The sequence below is a fragment of the Aquirufa sp. ROCK2-A2 genome (assembly GCF_054558485.1).
Window position 1 is genome coordinate 70415 of record NZ_JBPXKA010000003.1, and the last position, 20433, is coordinate 90847.

Below are 20433 nucleotides of genomic sequence, written 5' to 3' on the forward strand. Positions count from 1 at the left end.
TTATTTTATTAAAATTGAATTAAAATCGTTCTCAGAGCCCAAAAATACATTATAATCAACAGATTTTGAACTCTCAGGTAATTTACCTGATTTATTATGTTGCCAAATAAGCAGGTTTTTGTGTTTTTCGATCATTTTATTACCATAATGGGCAATCCACAATTTATAGTCTTCAAATGACTCATCATCTTTGAATATTTTTTCAAATAATTTAGGATTGGTATAAATGATAGGAGTAACCTGATAATTATCTTCAATATATTTTAAAAATAATTTAAGATCTTTTTTGATTTTTTTAGTAGGAACTCCAAATTGACCCTCAAAATCACAAACGGGAGGTAAGTCTCCCTTTTGTAGTTGAACAATACGACAAAAATTTTCTGCTTGTTTTATTGGATCTCTACTAGCAATATAAAAATGATATGCGCCACGTGTAAGACCATATTTTTTAGATTCTCGCCAATTGTGATTGAATTTTGGATCCTTTAAAGTTTTACCTTCTGTAGCTTTTATAAAAACAAATTTGATAGATACTGTGTCAAATAAATCTACACTATGGATGCTTTTCCAAAAAAGATCACCATTATGATGAGAGATATCTATACCGTGGATTGTATAATTATGAGGAAGTTCAATATCGGCTATTTCACTATACTTAAATTCAAAATCAGCGGTTTTTTTTGGAAAAAAAAACAAAACAAGAACCAAAGCAACAACCGCTAAAATAATTTTTAGAAGGTGAGATTTGATTCTTGTTTTAGGCATAAGAATAGTGTATAAAAAATCCTCTTATAAATTAGGCTGAGGAGTTTTTCTTAAATAAGGTTTAATTATGGTATAGCCTTTCGGGAATTTTTTATCAGCTTCCTCGTTAGAAACTGCTGGCGTAATGATAACATCTTCGCCTAAAGTCCAATCGGCTGGTGTTGCTACCTGATAATTAGCTGTTAATTGTAATGAATCAATGACACGCAAAATTTCAGTAAAATTTCTACCTGTAGAAGCAGGGTAGGTTAATGTTAATTTGATTTTTTTATCGGGTCCAATAATAAATACAGAACGAACGGTAGCTTTTTCGGAAGCATTCGGATGAATCATATCATATAATAAAGCTACCTTTTTCTCAGGATCAGCGATAATAGGAAAATTCATGGTTGTGTGATTAACCTCTTCAATATCAGGAACCCATTTGTTATGTGATTCTAAACTATCCACGGAAATCGCAATTGCTTTTACTCCACGCTTTGCAAATTCTCCATTTAACAAAGCCGTTTTACCTAATTCTGTTGTGCATACAGGGGTGAAATCAGCCGGATGACTGAAAAACAAAACCCAAGAATTACCAATCCATTCATGAAAATTGATGTGACCCATCGTTGTATCTGCGCTAAAATCTGGCGCGATATCTCCTAATCTTAAAGACATAATGAAATTAATTAAAGGTGAAACTTAAAACATTATAAATATAAGCGTTTATTCTAATCTATCAAAATTGTAGAGTACTAATTAAACAAAAAAGCGATACTAAAAATTAGAATCGCTTTTATAATTACACTTCATCAACAAACTAAAAACCTTTTAATTAAAATGCTGTAGGAGAAGGATTCGAACCTCCAAGATGCGGTTAGCCGCGACACAGAACTAACTTTAGTGGTCAACCCATTATGCCGCGTTTATCCCGAACTCACCACCCCCGAGACAGGAGGGCATGTCTGCCAATTTCATCACCCTACATTAAAAACTATTACCTTTGTAATAATTACGACACAAATATAACTTAGTATTTATATATTTTCAAAATTTTTTAAAAAAAATATCAGTTTCTTGATTTTTTTTTAATTATTTGTGATGTTTATTAAAAATATTGCATGGAAAAGAAAATTGATTTAGATCCTTTGGATTATAAAATTCTTGAAATTTTAGTAAAAGACGCCAATTTACCTTACACAGAAATAGGTCAACGTTTAGATGTTTCTGGGGGGACTGTTCATGTAAGGATGAAAAAAATGGAATCTCTAGGAATTGTAAAAGGGGCCCAGTTATTAATTGATTATTCCAAAATAGGATGGGACATCACAGCATTTTTGGGCATTTACCTTGATAAAAGTTCTTTATACGAAGATGTGGCTAAACAATTAAATGACATTCCTGAAGTTGTTAATATTCACTACACAACTGGTATTTATTCCATATTTGCCAAAATTATTTGCCGAGATACCCAACATTTACGTGAAGTATTGCATGATAAAATTCAACGCGTGAAAGGTATTCAAAGAACAGAAACCTTTATATCGCTAGAAGAAAGTCTTATTCGAAACAGCCCATTGATATAAATATTATCCCTATTTAGAATCATTCTCATTTAATTGTATTTTCTATCAATTTCCTTTGTAATTTTGTAGACTTTTTAAATAACAATTATGGCAGGTAAGGAAGAAGAACTTTTATTAGAAGTTACAAATACAGAATACAAATATGGATTTGAAAGTCATTTTGAGACAGATGAAGCACCTATTGGGTTAGATGAATCAATCATTAGATTTATATCTGCCAAAAAAAATGAGCCTGAATGGATGTTTGAATGGAGATTAGCAGCATTTAGACATTGGAAAACATTGGTTGAACCAACGTGGCCAAATTTGAAATACAAACCAACTGATTACCAATCTTTAAAATATTATTCAGCTCCCGTTCAAAAAAAGACGTTAAATTCTTTGGATGAAATTGATCCAGAATTACGTAAAACCTTTGAAAAATTAGGCATATCATTGGATGAACAAAAAAGATTATCCAATGTGGCTGTCGATGCAGTTATTGATTCTGTATCTGTAGCAACTACTTTTAAAGAAACCTTAGCTGAAAAAGGAATTATTTTTTCGTCAATTTCCGAAGCTATTAAGGAACATCCTGAATTGATTAAAAAATATTTAGGAAGTGTCGTTCCTGTTAAAGATAATTTTTATTCTGCTTTAAATTCTGCTGTTTTTTCAGATGGATCATTTTGCTATATCCCTAAAGGGGTGAGATGTCCAATGGAGCTTTCTACCTATTTTCGAATAAATGCTTCAGGTACAGGTCAGTTTGAACGAACTTTGATTATTGCAGAAGAGGATTCCTATGTAAGTTATTTAGAGGGTTGTACGGCTCCAATGCGGGATGAAAATCAATTGCATGCAGCAGTAGTTGAAATTTTTGTTCATAAAAATGCAGAAGTAAAATATTCAACGGTACAAAATTGGTACCCTGGTGACAAGGAAGGTAAAGGTGGAATCTACAATTTTGTAACTAAGAGAGGAATTTGTGATGGCGCTAATTCAAAATTATCTTGGACTCAAGTAGAAACAGGTTCAGCTGTCACTTGGAAATATCCATCTGTGATATTAAAAGGAGATTATTCGATTGGTGAATTTTATTCAGTTGCTGTAACGAATAATTACCAACAAGCAGATACGGGAACAAAAATGATTCACTTAGGAAAACATACTAAATCCCGAATTGTTTCCAAAGGTATATCGGCTGGTTTTTCACAAAATTCATATCGCGGATTGGTTCAAATTGCCAAAAGAGCAGATTCAGCCAAGAACTTCTCTCAATGTGATTCATTATTGTTGGGTGATAAATGTGGTGCTCATACTTTTCCGTATTTAGAAGTTAAAAATAGTACAGCCTCAGTCGAACATGAAGCAACAACATCTAAAATTGGTGAAGACCAAATTTTTTACTGCAATCAGAGAGGTTTATCTACCGAAACTGCCATTGCTTTAATTGTTAATGGATATGCGAAAGAGGTATTGAATCAATTGCCAATGGAATTTGCCGTAGAAGCTCAAAAATTATTAGCTATTTCTTTGGAAGGATCAGTTGGATAATTATTTCAATCCACCAGTATGTATCGCTAAAATCTTAGAATTTACAGGGAAATAATCTTCAGAAATTAATTGATAGAGTCTATAAAACATTTTACCAGTGTATATAGGCTCTATTTTTATTTGATTTTCTTGATAAAAATCCGCACAAAATTGTTCCAATTCTTCATTTTTTCGGCCATATTTTTTCTTTTCTAATTGATCCATAAAAATAAGGTTGGGAGAGAAGTGATTTAATTCTGATTGATGACTTTGAATTTCTTCTAAATTATTTAGAGACAAAATTCCCAAAATCTGAGTATCTGAAAATTTAGATAATCCAATAGCTGTTGTCCCAGTACCAACTGCTAATGAAATATAATTAAAATTGCCTTGACATTGAATTTCTTCGCTTAATGATTCGACACTATTAATTCCCACTTCAGAATAACCACCTTCTGGAATAATTAGATATTGATCATGATTGAATATATTTGAAGGTATTTCTTTTCTTTTATAAGTATCTCGATCTAAAAATATCATTTTCATTCCCCATAAATCCATTTGTTGAAGAAATGGATTGCTATTTATAGTCAATTCATCACCTCTAACTAAACCAATGGTTGAAAAATTTAATTGATAACCTAAATAAGCTAAAGCATATAAATGATTGGAGTAAGCCCCTCCAAAACTTATAAATCCTCTCTTATTATTTATTTGGGCGATTTCAATATAATCCCTTAATTTGCGCCATTTATTACCTGATATAAAAGGATTGATTAAATCATCTCTTTTTATAAAAAGTTTTATATTTTTCTTTTCACATAAATCATTTGTTATTTCTTCAATAGGAGATGGTAAATTGAGATTTAATAAATTTAACGTTTGTATGTCCATAGAAAATGAAATAGATCCAATAGAATCCGAAGATGATTTATTTGAGCATTTTAACTTTATTGTGGACAAAGGTCAACAATTAGTTAGAATAGATAAATATTTACAATTAAAAATTTCAAATTCTAGTCGATCTAAAATTCAAGCGGGTATAGAATCGGGTTCTGTTAAAATCAATGGATCGTTGGTGAAATCAAATTACCGAGTAAAACCATTTGATGAAATTAGTGTTTCTTTTGCCCATCCTCCTCGAGATACGGATGTTTTACCTGAAAATATACCTTTGGATATTTTATTTGAAGATAATGAAATCATTATAATCAATAAAAAAGCCGGAATGGTTGTTCATCCCGCTCATGGTAATTGGTCGGGTACACTAGTCAATGGTCTTTTGTATCATTGTCAAAACTTGCCTGGTAACAATAACATTAGACCGGGCTTAGTTCATCGAATCGATAAAGATACTTCCGGGATTCTGGTAGTGGCAAAATCAGAGTATGCTCTAACTTATCTAGCCAAACAATTCTTCGATCATACCATTGATAGAACGTACTACGCTATATGCTGGGGAACTCCCAAAGAAAGCAAAGGAACATTAATTGGTAAAATAGGGAGAAGTCCAAAGGATAGAAAAATAATGGCAATTTTCCCCGAAGATCACGAAGATGGCAAAATAGCCATTACTCATTACGAAGTGATTGAATCATTTGGTTTTTGTTCATTGGTAAAATTTAAATTAGAAACAGGGCGAACACATCAAATTAGAGCACACTCGATGTCCATGCACCATCCATTATTTTCAGATGCAACCTATGGTGGAGACAAAATTAGATACATGAGTAGTATAGCTAATTTTAAAACTTTGGTAGATAATCTTTTTAAAAGTTGTCCAAGACAAGCTCTACATGCTTATTCACTTGAAATTGAACATCCAATAACAAAAAAAAGAATGTATTTCGAAAAAAGCTTTCCAGAAGACATGACTGAATTACTTGAAAAGCTAAGAAAATTAATTTAAAATGAACGATATAGTAATTAGAAAGGCGCTAAAAGAGGATGCAAAAGAAATTTTTTCTTTAGTAATGAAATTAGCCATTTTTGAAAAAGCACCTCAAGAGGTCACTGCCAAATTAGAAGATTATTACGAGAATGGATTTAATGAAAATCCACTTTTCGAATGTAATCTAATTTATTATAAAGGATCATTGGCTGGTTTTTCACTTTGGTATTTTCGATTTTCTACATGGAAGGGCAAAAGGTTCTATTTAGAAGATTTATACATCAATGAAGAATTCAGAAATTTGGGTTTAGGAAAACTATTATTAGAGGAATGTATCAAAGAGGCTAAACGAACAAATTGCTCAGGAATGATGTGGCAAGTATTAGAATGGAATAAATCAGCAATTGATTTCTACAATAAATATGGTGTAAAAATGGATGAAGAATGGCTTAATGTACATCTAGATTTATAAAGAATTTCGATCTTCGAAATAACATTCATTTGCTATTCTACCTTTTTCTTTGTTCAGAATCATTTCTGCAGCCTTTTTACCCATGGCACTAAAGTTATTAGAAATGACGGAAATTCCTTCAGAAATAATTTCTTTTAAGGGAGTATCATCATAGGAAATAACGCCAATTTCTTTTCCAAATTTCCAATTGTTTTTTGAACACCAATTAATCATCTTTATCAGGTCAAATTCTCTAAAAACAATGTATGCTTGATTTTTTTGAATATCAATGGCTTCCTCTAAATCAGGAATAATATCAAAAACGATGTCATTTTCTTCACAAAATTGGGTAAAACCCTTGATAATTCCATTTGGTGTGTATTGGAAACTTTTCTGACTTAAAACAAGATTTAGACTTTCATATTTTTTAACCTTATCTCGGCATTTTAGAAGCCCAGTGTACATATTTAGTTCAAAATTTTGATACAAAATAGCATAATCATCACTAAATTCTTTAACATCAATGTCCAAAACTAGTAATTTTTCTTTGGGTATTTTAGACACAATTTTTGAGACACTTATATTAAAATGGGGCAATATGATATAGTGATTGTATTTACCTACATTGTCAGAAATAAGGTTTTCGAATAGTTTAATATCATGATAATGAAAAAATAAATTATAACTAACGGTACCTAGATTGGTTAAAATACTATCCAATAAAATTTCTTTATAGGGAGTTAATGAATCCATTAATATAAAGACATGTAAATTGCTCCTTGTATCTGTACTGGTCACAAAGAATCCCTTACCATGATGTGAAGTAATTAATCCTCTTTCTCGTAATTCATCATAAGCCTTAGTGACAGTCATTCGGGCCATACCAAATTCGTTTGCTACTACGTTGATAGAAGGTAATTGTTCACCACGTTCTAACTTACCTGAATCAATAGCGTCTACAATACCATCAATCAATTGAAGGTATTTAGGTTTATTACTAGAAGCATCAAAATGAATCATAAAATCTTAATTAATGTGCCATTATTTGTTTTTCTATATCTTCTAAATTACTTCCCTTAGTTTCTGGCATTAAAAACATCACATACAATAATTGACCGACCATCATAATACCAAAAAAACTAAATATGGCAGTTCCACCAAACTTGTCCGTAAAGATTGGGAAAAAATTAGCTACAAATGCGGCCAATAACCAATGAACCAATGATCCAAATGCCATACCCGATGCACGAACTGAATTAGGGAAAATTTCAGAAATAAAAACCCAAATTACGGATCCTTGACCGATCGCATGTGAGGCAATAAAAACAAAAATATAAATGGGTACTAAATCAAAAACCTCTGTTTTAAAAGAGTAAGCAATGAGTGAAAGTGATAAAATATATCCAATTGAACCTATGTACATAAGTATTCTTCTTCCAACTTTATCAATCAAATACCAACCTAATATGGTAAACAATAAATTGGCAACACCAATTCCTGCAGTTGATAATAAGGCTCCCTCTTTACCTAAACCTGTTAATTCATAAATTCTAGGTGCGTAATAAATAACTGCATTTATTCCTGACATTTGATTAAAAAACGAAAAAAGAAAAGCTAATAAAAGAGGAGTGAAGAATTTGATTGAAAATAATTTGTCTGCCTTTTTATTATTTGCTTCAGCATTTTTAAGAATACGATTCAATGTTTCTTCGGGTTCAGGATCTGCTAAACGAAGAACCTTTAAGGCTGCTTCTGGATCATTTCTTTTTAATAATAAAAATTGAGGCGTTTCAGGAGTAAATAAAATTAAAAAAGAAAATATCAAACTGGGTATCCCAACTACTCCTAACATTAATCTCCAATCATTTTCTCCACCTTGTAAAAGATAATTTGAAACATAGGCGATTAAAATACCCAATACGACATTCAATTGAAAGGAAATAACTAGCTTTCCTCGATGTTTAGCAGGTGCAATTTCTGAAATATAGATGGGTGCTACAACCGATGAGGCTCCAATTCCTAATCCACCCAAAAAGCGAAATAACATAAAATAATTGACATCTGTCGCCAATGCTGCACCAATAGAGGAAACAAAAAAACTGATTCCAATCCATAATAAGGTGCTTTTTCGACCATATTTGTCCGCTGGAATCCCTCCTAAGGCTGCACCTACAACGGTACCATACAATGCAGTCGCTACTGCCAAGCCATGTGTCCAACTATCCAAATTCCATAATTTTTGAATCGCTAATTCAGCACCCGAAATAACTGCCACATCTAAACCAAACAACATACCACCAAGTCCGACAGTGATTGACCAAAATATTACATGCTTATTCATAGAGATTTTTTATTTTAATATTAGTTATAATAATTTATTTTTCAATTTTTGAAAGTGATAATTCAGTGATAAAACTGCCAAGAAGGCCCAAAAAAATCAATAGAATCAATGAGTATCTTAACGTAAACATATCAGACAAATAACCAATTAAAACTGGACCAAACAAAAAACCGACATAAGATATGGTTGAAACGCCAGCAATGGCAATTGAAGGAGGCGTATCTTTTGATTTACCAGCAGCCGAATATACTAAAGGTACGATTGTTGATATCCCAATACCTGTAATAAAACAGCCTAAAATCATACTATACAAATAATTGAAGGATAAAGTTAAACTCATCCCTAAGGCTATAAGTAAGCCACTAAATAACAGCACTTTTTTAATACCCCATTTATTTGAAATCACATCTCCTATTAATCTACCTATGACCATTGCAAATGCAAAAGATGAAAATCCTATGGAATTAGGAAAATCAGAATCTTTAATAGTCTCTTTAAAGTAGATCGTTATCCAATCTGCCATGGCCCCCTCACAAAGCATACCGCAAAATGCTATAAGCGATAGCGTAAGTAAAAATTTACCTAAATGAAGTATAGATAATTTACGATTATCGTTGATATTTTTCTTCGTTTTTTGAGGATTATCGTTCAATAAATTCTTTTGAAATAATATGATTGAAACAACATTGATCAAGGATATAATAACAAAATGGTGGAAAGGATTAAGAGAGATTTTTGTAAGAAAACCGCCTATTATTGCTCCAAGCATTAAACCAATTGAAAAAATAGCATGGAAACTCGACATGATTGTCTTTTCTAACTTTTCTTCGATGGAAACAACTTGTGTATTCATGGCAATATTCAGTAAATCACCAGCCATTCCAAAGGCGAATAACCCAAAAAACAATTGATAAGAAGAACTTATTAATCCGAGTAAAGGCATTATTAAGATGTAAAGAATTATCGCTATTACACAAATAGCTTTGGATTTATACTTCGTTAATAAATAACCTGCAATAGGTAAAGAAACCATGGAACCTATGGGTAAACCCATTAATAAACTACCAAGTTTTGCGTCAGATAAATTAAGTGAATCTTTAAAATCAGGAATTCGTGTTGCCCAACTTGCAAAGTTTAAACCACATATAAAAAATAACACTCCAATTGAAATTCTATTTTTTATCATTGTTATAGAAACAAGGATTTAACTTCATTCCAATTATTTACTCTTTCATAACCCGTTAACATTGTATTATGAGGTGCTGTAAATAGGATAGGGGTTCCGGTGAACGTTTTTAAATTCTTTTCATGGTCGTCTATCAAATAATCGGCTTGTATCATATGTTTGTGGCCACAAAAAACGATGTTTGTCCAACTGATAAATGGAAAATGAATTGCCATCCAATCTATTTTCTCTTTCATAGAGTTCGGAAATTCTGTGGCTGCAGAAACAATAAATATTTCATAATGATTGTGAAGTGATTCAATTACCTCAACTGCATTTTCTTTTACAGGAATATCTAAGAAAAAACCTGGATTTTTTAAAAAAGAATTATTAGCCAAATAATCTTGATAAAATTGAAATTTAAGTGGGCTATCTTCAAATAAATCAAAATAGTTATAAGATTTATCTAATCGAACATTAATTTCATTGACAATTTTCACGGATGTGTCGGCCATTACATCATCCATATCGATAGCTATTCTTTTCATATTTTAAAAATAAAAAAAACTCCCCATATTTGAGGAGTTTTCAATAAAATAAGCGAAAATAATTACATCATACCGCCCATTCCTCCGCCACCTGGACCATGTCCATGAGCTGGTTCAGAGGCAGGTTTATCAGCAATTACACATTCTGTAGTTAATAATAATCCAGCAATCGAAGCAGCATTTTCCAATGCTAAACGAGTAACTTTAGTTGGATCAATAATACCTGCAGCAATCATATTTTCATATTTATCTTCACGTGCATTGTAACCAAAATCATCTTTTCCTGCTTTTACAGCATTAATTACAACAGATCCTTCTCCGCCTGCGTTAGCTACAATTGTACGCAATGGAGATTCAACTGCTTGACGAATGATATTGATACCTGTAGTTTGATCTTCATTTTCACCTTTTAAATTTTCTAATGAAGAAATTGCACGAATAAGAGCAACACCACCGCCAGCGATGATTCCTTCTTCTACAGCAGCTCTAGTAGCATGCAATGCATCATCTACACGATCTTTCTTTTCCTTCATTTCCACTTCTGTAGCAGCACCGATATATAAAATAGCAACTCCACCAGATAATTTAGCTAAACGCTCTTGCAATTTCTCACGATCGTAATCAGAAGTTGTATTTTCAATTTGTGCTTTAATTTGATTTACACGATTGGTAATATCATCTTTTGATCCAGCACCATTTACAACTGTCGTATTATCTTTATCAATAATTACTTTTTCTGCTTGTCCTAAATACTCAATTGTTGCATTTTCTAATTTAAATCCTCTTTCTTCTGCAATAACAGTACCACCAGTTAAAATAGCAATATCTTCTAACATTGCTTTTCTACGGTCTCCAAAACCAGGTGCTTTAACAGCAGCTACTTTAAGAGCTCCTCTGATTTTGTTAACAACTAAAGTTGCTAACGCTTCACCATCTACATCTTCAGAAATAATTAACAAGGGTCTTCCTGTTTGAGCTACTGCTTCTAATACCGGTAATAACTCCTTCATTGAAGAAACTTTTTTCTCCGAAATCAAAATGAAAGGCTTTTCTAGTTCAACCTCCATTTTATCAGTATTTGTAACAAAATAGGCAGATAAATATCCACGGTCAAATTGCATTCCTTCTACCGTTTTTACTTCTGTTTCAGTTCCTCTAGCTTCTTCTACAGTAATAACACCTTCACGACCGACTTTGTCCATAGCGGAAGAAATCATTTGGCCAATTTCTGAATCATTATTAGCTGAAATAGTAGCTACTTGAGCAATTTCTGTAGATGTTGTAATCGGACGAGATTGTTGCTTTAGATTGGTAACAATTGCATCAACTGCTTTTTCAATACCTTTTTTCAAATCCATTGGATTTGCTCCAGCAGCCACATTTTTAGAACCAATTGTATAAATAGATTGTGCTAATACAGTTGCAGTAGTTGTACCATCTCCAGCTTGATCAGCTGTCTTTGATGCTACTTCTTTAACTAATTGAGCTCCCATGTTTTCTACAGGATCCTCTAATTCTATTTCTTTAGCAACAGATACACCATCTTTTGTAATAGATGGTGAACCAAATTTCTTATCAATAATTACATTACGACCTTTAGGTCCTAATGTAACTTTAACAGCATTTGCAAGGGTGTCAACCCCTCTTTTCATTTTTTCTCTAGCTTCGCTATCAAAATATAATTCCTTTGCCATGATTGTCAATTATTATTTACGGATTAATCAAATAGTTAAATATTATAAAACTGCGAAAAGGTCTGATTCACGCATAATTAAATAATCTTTACCTTCAATAGAAATTTCAGTTCCAGAATATTTACCATACAAAACCAAATCGCCAACTTTAACAGTAATTGGCTCATCTTTCTTTCCACTTCCAACTGCTACGACAACACCTTTTTGTGGTTTTTCTTTAGCTGTATCTGGTATAATTATACCAAATGCTGTTTTTTCTTCAGCTACAGCAGGTTCAACTACAACACGATCTGCTAAGGGTTTGATACTTAAATTTGACATGTTAATTATTTTTAGGTTTTTAATATAAAATAATACTATCTAATTATTAGATAATTAATCATAGCTTATACACAGACTATGCCAACAATATTTTTACTGCAATTTTGTCAGATTAATTATTTGACTGGTGCAATTGGACTTGCTGGTTGAGTAGGAGCAGGTGCCGCCGGAACTGTTTTGGTTGCAGCTTTTTCTACATTAATTGATTGTATCGCATCAGTTGTACCAGTTGATATAGTAAAATTAGTAACCAATACTAAAATCAAAATTGCAACTGAAAATCCCCAAGTTAGTTGTTCAACTAAATCACCTGTTTTTTGAACCCCAAACATTTGAGTTGCACCCGATGAAGAAAATTCACCACTAATTCCACCACCTTTAGGGTTTTGTACCAATATTAAAACAATTAGTAAAGCAGAAAATAATACGATAAGTGAAATAAGTAATGTAAACATGATTGTTATTTTGTTAATTTATTTTTTAGTTCTAAAATTTGAGTTGCAAAGTAAAGGCTTTTTTCAGGTTTAATCAAACTTAATTCTTCATAAATACGAATTGCTAAGTCAAATTTTTCTTGTTTTATTAATATAGAGGCAAATGTCTCTGAAATCGGTAAACTATTAGCTAAATCGTTTATTAGTATATCATCCGTGATTTCTTCCTGATAAACATCAGGACTTTTTTTAGATTTTGAAATACTAGGTAAATTTTGCAAAAAGTTATTAATTATATCATTTTGTGAATTATTAGAAGATTTCAGATTATCCATCTTTAAATAATTAGTATACGGAGAATATTCTGTGGCGTCAACAATGGAAAAATAATAATTGGTTCTATCCATAGATTGTAAAGCAACCTTTTTCAAAATAGAATCATGGTATTTTTCATTCCAATTTAACAGATAAAAAAATGGATATTTGTCTTTATCTAAATCTAATTCCCTTAATAGAACGGTGTTTTTACGATCTATTTTATTTAATAAAAACCAAAGTGCTTGTGCTTTTTTCATATTACCAATCTCCTGCAATTTTATTAAACAAATCTAAAATTATTTGATCCACCATCTTTGGAATTAATGCCTTTTCTACTTGGGATAAAGTCTGATTTTGAGGGAAATCTTGGTAAAAAGAAAATTCTTGTTCAAAATTCTTATCCTCATTGAATTTATTGGTCAATTTAAACATAATCTTTAAACTAATTCGATTTAGACCTGCCTTATCGTCAGAGGTTGGAGCTTGTGGACTTAATTCATAACCTACAATAGTCCCTTCCAAAAGTAAATCCGGATTTTGAGAACTCAACTTTAATGATGTATTTCTTTGGAAATATTCTTTAAGTCGTTCATTTACCTCTAAGCTTAGATTGGTAGGTCCTCCAGCTGTTTCAATCCTTATATTACTAATTTGTATAGTTTTCAAATTGGGATCCAAACTAGCCCCTTTAAAACTGTAACAAGAATATAATCCAATTGTCACAACTAAAACAAGTAGAAATGATTTATGATAATTCCTCCAGATCATATTGTTTAATTTTTCTATATAAAGTACGTTCAGAAATACCTAAATCTTTGGCCGCATATTTACGTTTCAATTTATTTTTCTTCAGAGCTTTAATGATAATTTCTTTTTCTTGCTTTTCAAGCGACAAAGTATTTTCACCATTATTTAAGTTGATTTCATCCAAAATTTCAACATCCTCAACACCTTCATTTTTATTAAAATTATTGGAAACGATAATAGCGTCTGGTGAATGTTTCTGAAGCGGGGGTAAACTTATGTTTCTATTTAAATCTTCAAATTTCGGTTTAATATCCTCGAAAATAGACATATTCTCATTAATAATGTCATACGCATTTGTATTTCCAGATTCAATGACTTTAAGCAAAATCTTTTTTAACTCTGTTACATCCCTTTTCAAATCAAATAAAATCTTATAAAGAATCTCTCTTTCATTAATTCCTTCATTGGGGTTAAAGAAATCTGATTTAGTTACTTTGGAGGATACTTTGGGCTCATTGAATTCTAAATAATAAGTCAATTTAACATCATCGACAATTCGATCTCCAACTTCTAAAATTGATATTTGTTCTGCTAAATTCTTTAATTGACGAATATTCCCGGGAAAACGTTGTTTTTGAAGTAATTCTTTTGCCTCATGAGTTAGCATGATAGGTTTTACTCGATGGAGTTCAGAAAAATCAGTCGTAAATTTTCTAAACAACAACTCAATATCGTCTCCACGTTCTCTCAAAGGAGGAACGTAGATAGGTACTGTTGACAAACGATAAAATAAATCTTCTCTAAATTTACCCTTTTCAATAGCATCTTGTAAATTTAAATTGGTCGCTGCAACAACACGCACATTGGTTTTTTGAACCTTTGAAGAACCTACACGATAAAATTCCCCATTTTCAAGAATTCTTAATAACCTTGCTTGAGTACCTAAAGGCATCTCCGCGATTTCATCTAAAAAAATGGTTCCACCGTCTGTTACCTCAAAATAGCCTTTTCTACTATCAATTGCGCCCGTAAAAGACCCTTTTTCATGACCAAATAATTCAGAGTCGATCGTTCCTTCAGGTATGGCTCCGCAATTGACCGCGATGAATTGACCATGCTTACGCTTTGATAATTGGTGTATAATTTTTGAAAATGACTCCTTACCTGAACCGCTTTCTCCTGTAATTAATACAGTCATATCGGTGGGAGCGACTTGTTCTGCCACTGAAATAGCTCGCATTAAATTTGGAGAATTTCCAATTATGCCAAAGCGCGCTTTAATAGCAGAAAATTGGTTTAAATCCATATTTATTGATTAACAATGTGACCTAATAATGTTCCAGATGTACAATCATCAATTTTAACCATTACATAATCTCCGATTTTTTCATTTTGTTTTTCAAAGACTACCACTTTATTAGAATCAATTTTGCCAAAGTGTTGTGATTTGGACTTTTTAGAATCACCTTCAACGAGTACTTTTTCGATTTTTCCAATAAACTGTTGATTACGATATTCCGAATGTTTTCTTTGTAAATCTATGATTTCAGCCAACCTACGTTTTTTAACTTGCTCATCGATGTCATCAGTTAATTTCTTTTCCGCTGGAGTACCTGGCCGCTCAGAATAGGTAAACATATAACCAAAATCATACTTAACCTCTTCTAACAATGACAAGGTATCTTGGTGCTCTTCTTCCGTTTCAGTACAAAATCCAGCAATTAAATCATGGGATATACCACATGATTCTCCTAAAATTCGACGAATCGAATGAATCCTTTCTAAGTACCATTCTCTCGTATAATTCCGATTCATTAATTCTAAAATGCGATTATTCCCACTTTGGGCAGGTAAATGTATATTCTTACAAATATTATCATTTCGAGCCATTACGTGAAGAACTTCATCCGTAATGTCTTTTGGATGGGAGGTTGAAAATCGAATACGTAAATTCTTATCAACTTGAGCTACATTTTCTAGTAAATTGGCAAAATTGATTAATTCACTTGTTAACGGGTTATTCCATTTGTAAGAATCTACATTTTGACCAAGGAGGGTAACTTCACGGTAACCCTGATTAAATAAATTTGTACATTCTTGAATAATAGATGGCAAATCCCTTGATCTTTCTCTACCTCTCGTGTAAGGAACGACACAAAATGAACACATGTTGTCGCAGCCACGCATGATGCTAACCAAAGCTGTAACACCGTTTGAATGTAATCGGACTGGTTCAATATTTCCGTAGGTTTCTTCTCTAGAAAGAAAAACATTGATCGCTTTTTGTCCATTTTCAGTTTCACTCAGTAAACGAGGTAAATCTCTATAAGAATCAGGCCCAGCTACTAAATCGACGACTTTTTCTTCTTCGATCAATTTAGTTTTTAATCTTTCCGCCATACAACCTAAAATCCCAATAGTCACTTCAGGTTTTTTCTTTTTTAATAAATGAAAGGTTTGTAATCTATGTCGAATTTTATGCTCGGCATTATCTCTAATTGCACACGTATTCAAAAGTATTGTGTCAGCTTCACTCAATTCGGAAGTTGTAGCATAACCATTTTCTAACAATATAGATGTTACTACCTCTGAATCAGCAAAATTCATTTGGCAGCCATAGCTTTCTATATAAACTTTGTTTTGTAAATCCGAGGAAATAAAATTTGTTGATATTTTTGGTGAATCTAATCCTTCAATTTCTTGTTTTGACAGAACCTTTAAATCTTGCATACTTGAATAACTCTTAAACTTTTGGATTACAAATTTATGACATTTTGTCAGAAAATTATTTTATTTGTCCAGATTCAAGAAATATAATTTTATCCGATTTAGTTGTAAGCTTTTCGTTATGGGTCACCATAATGATACTTTGGTTCAATTCACTTTTTAGTTCCACGAATAGATCATACAAATTTTCGGCATTTTGATTGTCCAAATTACCAGTAGGTTCATCAGCAAGAAGTAGGCTAGGCCTATTTATGAGAGCCCTCGCAACTGCTATTCTTTGTTGTTCTCCACCTGAAATTTGACTGGGATGTTTTTTTACTAAATTTTCTATACCCAATTTGTTACAAAGAAATTTGAAATAATTCTCTTCATCTGCCGAAATTTTGTTACCCCGAATTAACAAGGGAAATTTAATATTTTCCTCGCAAGTAAATTCACCTAATAAATTGTGAAATTGAAAAACAAAGCCTAGTTTTTTATTTCGAATGAACACTCGATCTGATTCGAATAAATTATTGTAATCAACATTTTCCAATGATATAGAACCGGATTGAAAATCAGTCAATAAACCGATGATTTGTAATAAAGTACTTTTTCCAGAACCAGAGGGACCTAGAATAGAAACAAGTTGATTTTCAAAAACTTCCAAAGAAATATCAGAAAGGATTTTTTGAGTCCCAATAGTTTTAGAAATGTTTTTTAATTCCAACATTTTTTTGTCTTATTTTTAGAATTTAATAATGATTTGCAAAGTTTTTAAAATTTTAGCAAATAAGTAGTAATTTCACGAACTTAAAAATTTTATACAGATGAATATTCACGAATACCAAGCAAAAGAAATTTTAAAAGGCTACGGAGTAAGAATTCAAGAAGGTATAGTTGTAGATAAAGTGGAAGATGCAATAGGAGCAGCTGAAGCATTAAAAGCACAGACTGGAACAGGATGGTTTGTAGTTAAAGCTCAAATTCATGCAGGAGGAAGAGGAAAAGGTGGTGGAGTTAAATTAGCTAAGAGTTTAGAAGAAGTTAAAGAAAGAGCTTCTCAAATCTTAGGTATGCAATTAATCACCCATCAAACAGGACCAGAAGGCAAGAAAGTAAACAAAATCTTGATTAGTGAAGATGTTTATTATCCTGGTGAATCAGAGACTAAAGAATATTACCTTTCAATTTTATTGGATCGTGGAAAAGCTTGTAATGTAATTATGGCATCTACGGAAGGTGGAATGGATATCGAGGAGGTGGCAGAACATAGTCCTGAAAAAATTATTAAAGAATGGATTGACCCTAGAGTCGGTTTACAAGATTTTCAAGCAAGAAAAGTTGCTTTTCTTTTAGGATTGTCAGGGCAGGCTTTTAAAGAAATGGTGAAATTCATCCAATCTTTATATACTGCTTATGTTCAAACAGATTCATCCATGTTTGAAATTAATCCTGTACTTAAAACTTCAGATAATAAAATTTTAGCAGTAGATGCTAAAGTTAATTTAGATGATAATGCTTTATATCGTCACAAAGACTTAGCTGTACTTAGGGATATTGAAGAAGAAGATCCTTTAGAAGTTGAAGCGAGCGCCAATGATCTTAATTATGTAAAACTTGATGGTAATGTTGGTTGCATGGTTAATGGTGCTGGTTTAGCAATGGCAACTATGGACATAATTAAATTGTCTGGTGGTGAGCCCGCTAACTTTTTAGATGTGGGGGGAGGGGCTAATGCAAAAACGGTAGAAGCTGGATTCAGAATCATATTACAAGATCCAAACGTCAAAGCAATCCTTATCAATATTTTTGGTGGTATTGTACGTTGCGATCGTGTTGCGAATGGAGTAGTTGAGGCATATAAAAATATTGGAGAAATAAAGGTTCCAATTATTGTTCGTTTACAAGGTACAAACGCCGAAGAAGGAGCAGCTATTATCAACAATTCTGGTTTGAAAGTATTTTCTGCGGTATTATTGAAAGATGCTGCTAAATTAGTTTCTGAGGTATTAGCGTAATAGTTATGAAAATTATTTGCGTTGGTAGAAATTACGTAGATCATATTAAGGAACTATCGAATGAAAAGCCAACATCGCCTGTTGTATTTATTAAACCTGATTCAGCATATTTAGAAAATGGGAAAGATTTTTATTACCCCAAATTTTCGAATGATGTTCATTATGAAGTAGAGTTGGTTTTTAGAATTTCCAAAATTGGGAAAAACATAGAATCAAAATTTGCTTATAAGTACATCGATGCCATTGGATTAGGAATTGATTTTACAGCAAGAGATATTCAAGCAAAATTGAAGGATAAAGGACTTCCATGGGAAAAAGCAAAAGCATTTGATTCATCTGCTTTTGTTTCATCCATGAAACTGAATAACAATATAGAAGAATTATTAAGTCAAGGAATTGATTTTTCTTTAGTTAAAAATTCGGAAGTCGTTCAAGATGGAAATTCTAATTTAATGATTTGGAAGGTTTCTGAATTAATAGAAGATATTTCTAAATATTTTACCTTAAAAACAGGTGATTTGATTTTTACAGGTACTCCAGCAGGTGTAGGCCCCGTACAAATAGGTGATAAATTAGAAGGATTTTTAAATAAAGAAAAGGTTTTTGAACTTATAATTAAGTAGATATGAAACTTCAAATTGGAGACAAAGCGCCCTTAATATCAATGAACGATTCAGACGGTCAATCCATTGATTTTAATAATTTATTAGGCACAAAAATAGTCTTGTATTTTTATCCGAAAGATGATACTCCAGGATGCACAGCTCAAGCTTGTAACTTGAATGAAAACCTTGAAAATTTACATAATCAAGGATTTAAGGTTATTGGAGTAAGTATTGATTCAAATGAAAAACATCAAAAATTTAAGAAAAAATATCAGTTAGGATTTTCTTTACTTGCTGATGTAGATCAAAAAATAGTAAATGATTATGGGGTCTGGGTTGAAAAATCGATGTACGGAAAAACCTATATGGGCATAGCTAGGACAACATTTATTATTGACGAAAAAGGTTTTATTACAAATATTATAGATAAAGTGGATACGAAAAATCATACTTCACAAATCCATTAATCAAATTTATGCAAACACAAGAATTAGAAAAAATCGCATCTCAAGTACGTAGAGATATCCTAAGAATGGTGCATGGTTGCCAATCTGGTCATCCAGGTGGATCATTAGGTTGTACTGACCTATTAGTTGGATTGTATTTTAGTGAAATGAAACTTAATACATCATCGGACGATAAAGTTAAATTTTCTTTGGATGGAAAAGGAGAAGATTTATTCTATTTATCTAATGGCCATATATCGCCTTTATTATATAGCGTTTTAGCTAGAACAGGATATTTTAAGATTGAAGAACTTGCTACTTTTAGAAAAATAAATTCTAGATTGCAAGGACACCCGACACCTCATGAACATCTAGAAGGAATTAGAATTGCATCTGGTTCATTAGGACAAGGTTTGAGTGTATCCATTGGATCGGCTCAAGCAAAAAAACTATTGAACGACGATTCAATCGTTTATTGCTTAATGGGAGACGGTGAACAAAATGAAGGTCAAGTTTGGGAAGCCGCCATGTATGCTCCGCATCACAAGGTTGATAATTTAATTGCCTTCATCGATGAAAATGGGCAACAAATTGATGGTCCGACCGAAAAAGTCATGAACAATCGTAGCCTTGAAGCCAAATATTTAGCTTTCGGATGGGAAGTATTGAAAATGGATGGTAATAATATGCAAAATGTTGTAGAGACCATCCAACTCGCAAAAAGCAAACTTGGAAAAGGTTCTCCTGTTATTGTTATGATGAAAACTGAAATGGGAGCAGGTGTGGATTTTATGATGGGAAGTCATAAATGGCATGGTGTTGCACCAAATGATCAGCAATTAACTGATGCATTAAATCAATTAGAAGAAACATTAGGAGACTATTAATCATATAAGA

23 protein-coding genes are annotated in these 20433 nt (G+C 32.1%); 8 read left to right on the forward strand and 15 right to left on the reverse strand.

What is annotated here, in order from left to right; genetic code table 11:
• On the reverse strand, positions 1–765 hold the full coding sequence (locus V7S76_RS05795; RefSeq protein WP_459509115.1) for a glycoside hydrolase family 25 protein: 765 nt from the start codon (positions 763–765) through the stop codon (positions 1–3).
• A 24-nt stretch (positions 766–789) separates the two neighbouring features.
• A complete protein-coding gene (locus tag V7S76_RS05800; protein ID WP_459509116.1) occupies positions 790–1425 on the reverse strand; it encodes a peroxiredoxin in 636 nt (211 codons plus the stop codon).
• Positions 1426–1868: 443 nt separating this feature from the next.
• On the opposite strand from V7S76_RS05800, the gene V7S76_RS05805 reads away from it, so the two are divergent.
• Entirely contained in the window at positions 1869–2333 is a 465-nt protein-coding gene (locus V7S76_RS05805) for an Lrp/AsnC ligand binding domain-containing protein (RefSeq protein ID WP_459509117.1), read from the forward strand.
• Between the two features lie 87 nt (positions 2334–2420).
• Complete coding sequence (gene sufB / locus V7S76_RS05810) at positions 2421–3869, forward strand: Fe-S cluster assembly protein SufB (RefSeq protein WP_459509118.1); 1449 nt, start codon at positions 2421–2423, stop codon at positions 3867–3869.
• Here the strand turns inward: sufB and V7S76_RS05815 are convergent, their stop codons facing one another.
• Positions 3870–4742, reverse strand: coding sequence for a 1-aminocyclopropane-1-carboxylate deaminase/D-cysteine desulfhydrase (locus V7S76_RS05815; protein WP_459509119.1), 873 nt, complete (start codon positions 4740–4742; stop codon positions 3870–3872). It abuts the gene before it with no gap.
• Between V7S76_RS05815 and V7S76_RS05820 the strand changes: the two genes are divergently transcribed.
• Complete coding sequence (locus tag V7S76_RS05820; protein WP_459509120.1) at positions 4735–5757, forward strand: RluA family pseudouridine synthase; 1023 nt, start codon at positions 4735–4737, stop codon at positions 5755–5757. The genes V7S76_RS05815 and V7S76_RS05820 overlap by 8 nt on opposite strands.
• A 1-nt stretch (position 5758) precedes the next feature.
• The gene (locus V7S76_RS05825) at positions 5759–6211 is read left to right on the forward strand and encodes an N-acetyltransferase family protein (RefSeq protein ID WP_459509121.1); all 453 of its coding nucleotides are present in this window, start codon (positions 5759–5761) and stop codon (positions 6209–6211) included.
• On the opposite strand, the gene V7S76_RS05830 is transcribed toward V7S76_RS05825, so the two are convergent.
• From V7S76_RS05830 to V7S76_RS05885, 12 genes are all read right to left on the reverse strand, one after another.
• Positions 6206–7210, reverse strand: a complete 1005-nt coding sequence (locus V7S76_RS05830; protein WP_459509122.1) for a GntR family transcriptional regulator — start codon at positions 7208–7210, stop codon at positions 6206–6208. The two genes, V7S76_RS05825 and V7S76_RS05830, sit on opposite strands and share 6 nt — an antisense overlap.
• Before the next feature lie 10 nt (positions 7211–7220).
• Positions 7221–8537, reverse strand: a complete 1317-nt coding sequence (locus V7S76_RS05835) for a sugar porter family MFS transporter (protein ID WP_459509433.1) — start codon at positions 8535–8537, stop codon at positions 7221–7223.
• 28 nt (positions 8538–8565) lie between these two features.
• Positions 8566–9717: an MFS transporter gene (locus tag V7S76_RS05840; RefSeq protein WP_459509123.1), complete on the reverse strand. Its 1152-nt coding sequence runs from the start codon at positions 9715–9717 to the stop codon at positions 8566–8568.
• A 2-nt stretch (positions 9718–9719) separates the two neighbouring features.
• Positions 9720–10244 carry a 5' nucleotidase, NT5C type gene (locus tag V7S76_RS05845; RefSeq protein WP_459509124.1) on the reverse strand — a complete coding sequence of 175 codons (525 nt, stop codon included), beginning with the start codon at positions 10242–10244 and terminating at the stop codon, positions 9720–9722.
• A gap of 62 nt (positions 10245–10306) precedes the next feature.
• Positions 10307–11938: a chaperonin GroEL gene (gene groL, locus V7S76_RS05850; RefSeq protein ID WP_459509125.1), complete on the reverse strand. Its 1632-nt coding sequence runs from the start codon at positions 11936–11938 to the stop codon at positions 10307–10309.
• A gap of 42 nt (positions 11939–11980) precedes the next feature.
• Positions 11981–12259: a co-chaperone GroES gene (locus tag V7S76_RS05855; RefSeq protein WP_459509126.1), complete on the reverse strand. Its 279-nt coding sequence runs from the start codon at positions 12257–12259 to the stop codon at positions 11981–11983.
• Positions 12260–12375: 116 nt separating this feature from the next.
• Positions 12376–12714, reverse strand: coding sequence for a preprotein translocase subunit SecG (gene secG, locus V7S76_RS05860; protein WP_459509127.1), 339 nt, complete (start codon positions 12712–12714; stop codon positions 12376–12378).
• A gap of 5 nt (positions 12715–12719) precedes the next feature.
• A complete protein-coding gene (locus V7S76_RS05865; RefSeq protein WP_459509128.1) occupies positions 12720–13268 on the reverse strand; it encodes a hypothetical protein in 549 nt (182 codons plus the stop codon).
• Position 13269: 1 nt separating this feature from the next.
• A complete protein-coding gene (gene lptE, locus V7S76_RS05870) occupies positions 13270–13779 on the reverse strand; it encodes an LPS assembly lipoprotein LptE (RefSeq protein WP_459509129.1) in 510 nt (169 codons plus the stop codon).
• Positions 13757–15064, reverse strand: a complete 1308-nt coding sequence (locus V7S76_RS05875; protein WP_459509130.1) for a sigma 54-interacting transcriptional regulator — start codon at positions 15062–15064, stop codon at positions 13757–13759. Before V7S76_RS05875 ends, lptE begins: the two co-directional genes overlap by 23 nt.
• A gap of 2 nt (positions 15065–15066) precedes the next feature.
• Positions 15067–16488 (reverse strand): tRNA (N6-isopentenyl adenosine(37)-C2)-methylthiotransferase MiaB, encoded by a 1422-nt coding sequence (gene miaB, locus V7S76_RS05880; RefSeq protein WP_459509131.1) that lies wholly within the window; start codon positions 16486–16488, stop codon positions 15067–15069.
• 55 nt (positions 16489–16543) lie between these two features.
• On the reverse strand, positions 16544–17197 hold the full coding sequence (locus tag V7S76_RS05885) for an ABC transporter ATP-binding protein (RefSeq protein ID WP_459509132.1): 654 nt from the start codon (positions 17195–17197) through the stop codon (positions 16544–16546).
• A gap of 97 nt (positions 17198–17294) precedes the next feature.
• On the opposite strand from V7S76_RS05885, the gene sucC reads away from it, so the two are divergent.
• From sucC to V7S76_RS05905, 4 genes are read left to right on the forward strand one after another with little or no spacing between them, the layout of a single operon-like run.
• Positions 17295–18485, forward strand: a complete 1191-nt coding sequence (gene sucC, locus V7S76_RS05890; protein ID WP_459509133.1) for an ADP-forming succinate--CoA ligase subunit beta — start codon at positions 17295–17297, stop codon at positions 18483–18485.
• A 5-nt stretch (positions 18486–18490) separates the two neighbouring features.
• Entirely contained in the window at positions 18491–19108 is a 618-nt protein-coding gene (locus tag V7S76_RS05895) for a fumarylacetoacetate hydrolase family protein (protein ID WP_459509134.1), read from the forward strand.
• 2 nt (positions 19109–19110) lie between these two features.
• Positions 19111–19557, forward strand: coding sequence for a thioredoxin-dependent thiol peroxidase (bcp, locus tag V7S76_RS05900; protein ID WP_459509135.1), 447 nt, complete (start codon positions 19111–19113; stop codon positions 19555–19557).
• Between the two features lie 8 nt (positions 19558–19565).
• On the forward strand, positions 19566–20423 hold the full coding sequence (locus V7S76_RS05905) for a transketolase (protein WP_459509136.1): 858 nt from the start codon (positions 19566–19568) through the stop codon (positions 20421–20423).
• The last annotated feature ends 10 nt before the right edge of the window (positions 20424–20433 follow it).

Bases quoted from the DNA above. Each gene is read 5' to 3' on its own strand.
- V7S76_RS05795 (WP_459509115.1), bottom strand. From the start codon at position 765: ATGCCTAAAACAAGAATCAAATCTCACCTTCTAAAAATTATTTTAGCG.
- V7S76_RS05800 (WP_459509116.1), bottom strand. From the start codon at position 1,425: ATGTCTTTAAGATTAGGAGATATCGCGCCAGATTTTAGCGCAGATACA.
- V7S76_RS05805 (WP_459509117.1), top strand. From the start codon at position 1,869: ATGGAAAAGAAAATTGATTTAGATCCTTTGGATTATAAAATTCTTGAA.
- sufB (WP_459509118.1), top strand. From the start codon at position 2,421: ATGGCAGGTAAGGAAGAAGAACTTTTATTAGAAGTTACAAATACAGAA.
- V7S76_RS05820 (WP_459509120.1), top strand. From the start codon at position 4,735: ATGTCCATAGAAAATGAAATAGATCCAATAGAATCCGAAGATGATTTA.
- V7S76_RS05815 (WP_459509119.1), bottom strand. From the start codon at position 4,742: ATGGACATACAAACGTTAAATTTATTAAATCTCAATTTACCATCTCCT.
- V7S76_RS05825 (WP_459509121.1), top strand. From the start codon at position 5,759: ATGAACGATATAGTAATTAGAAAGGCGCTAAAAGAGGATGCAAAAGAA.
- V7S76_RS05830 (WP_459509122.1), bottom strand. From the start codon at position 7,210: ATGATTCATTTTGATGCTTCTAGTAATAAACCTAAATACCTTCAATTG.
- V7S76_RS05840 (WP_459509123.1), bottom strand. From the start codon at position 9,717: ATGATAAAAAATAGAATTTCAATTGGAGTGTTATTTTTTATATGTGGT.
- V7S76_RS05845 (WP_459509124.1), bottom strand. From the start codon at position 10,244: ATGAAAAGAATAGCTATCGATATGGATGATGTAATGGCCGACACATCC.
- groL (WP_459509125.1), bottom strand. From the start codon at position 11,938: ATGGCAAAGGAATTATATTTTGATAGCGAAGCTAGAGAAAAAATGAAA.
- V7S76_RS05855 (WP_459509126.1), bottom strand. From the start codon at position 12,259: ATGTCAAATTTAAGTATCAAACCCTTAGCAGATCGTGTTGTAGTTGAA.
- secG (WP_459509127.1), bottom strand. From the start codon at position 12,714: ATGTTTACATTACTTATTTCACTTATCGTATTATTTTCTGCTTTACTA.
- V7S76_RS05865 (WP_459509128.1), bottom strand. From the start codon at position 13,268: ATGAAAAAAGCACAAGCACTTTGGTTTTTATTAAATAAAATAGATCGT.
- lptE (WP_459509129.1), bottom strand. From the start codon at position 13,779: ATGATCTGGAGGAATTATCATAAATCATTTCTACTTGTTTTAGTTGTG.
- V7S76_RS05875 (WP_459509130.1), bottom strand. From the start codon at position 15,064: ATGGATTTAAACCAATTTTCTGCTATTAAAGCGCGCTTTGGCATAATT.
- miaB (WP_459509131.1), bottom strand. From the start codon at position 16,488: ATGCAAGATTTAAAGGTTCTGTCAAAACAAGAAATTGAAGGATTAGAT.
- V7S76_RS05885 (WP_459509132.1), bottom strand. From the start codon at position 17,197: ATGTTGGAATTAAAAAACATTTCTAAAACTATTGGGACTCAAAAAATC.
- sucC (WP_459509133.1), top strand. From the start codon at position 17,295: ATGAATATTCACGAATACCAAGCAAAAGAAATTTTAAAAGGCTACGGA.
- V7S76_RS05895 (WP_459509134.1), top strand. From the start codon at position 18,491: ATGAAAATTATTTGCGTTGGTAGAAATTACGTAGATCATATTAAGGAA.
- bcp (WP_459509135.1), top strand. From the start codon at position 19,111: ATGAAACTTCAAATTGGAGACAAAGCGCCCTTAATATCAATGAACGAT.
- V7S76_RS05905 (WP_459509136.1), top strand. From the start codon at position 19,566: ATGCAAACACAAGAATTAGAAAAAATCGCATCTCAAGTACGTAGAGAT.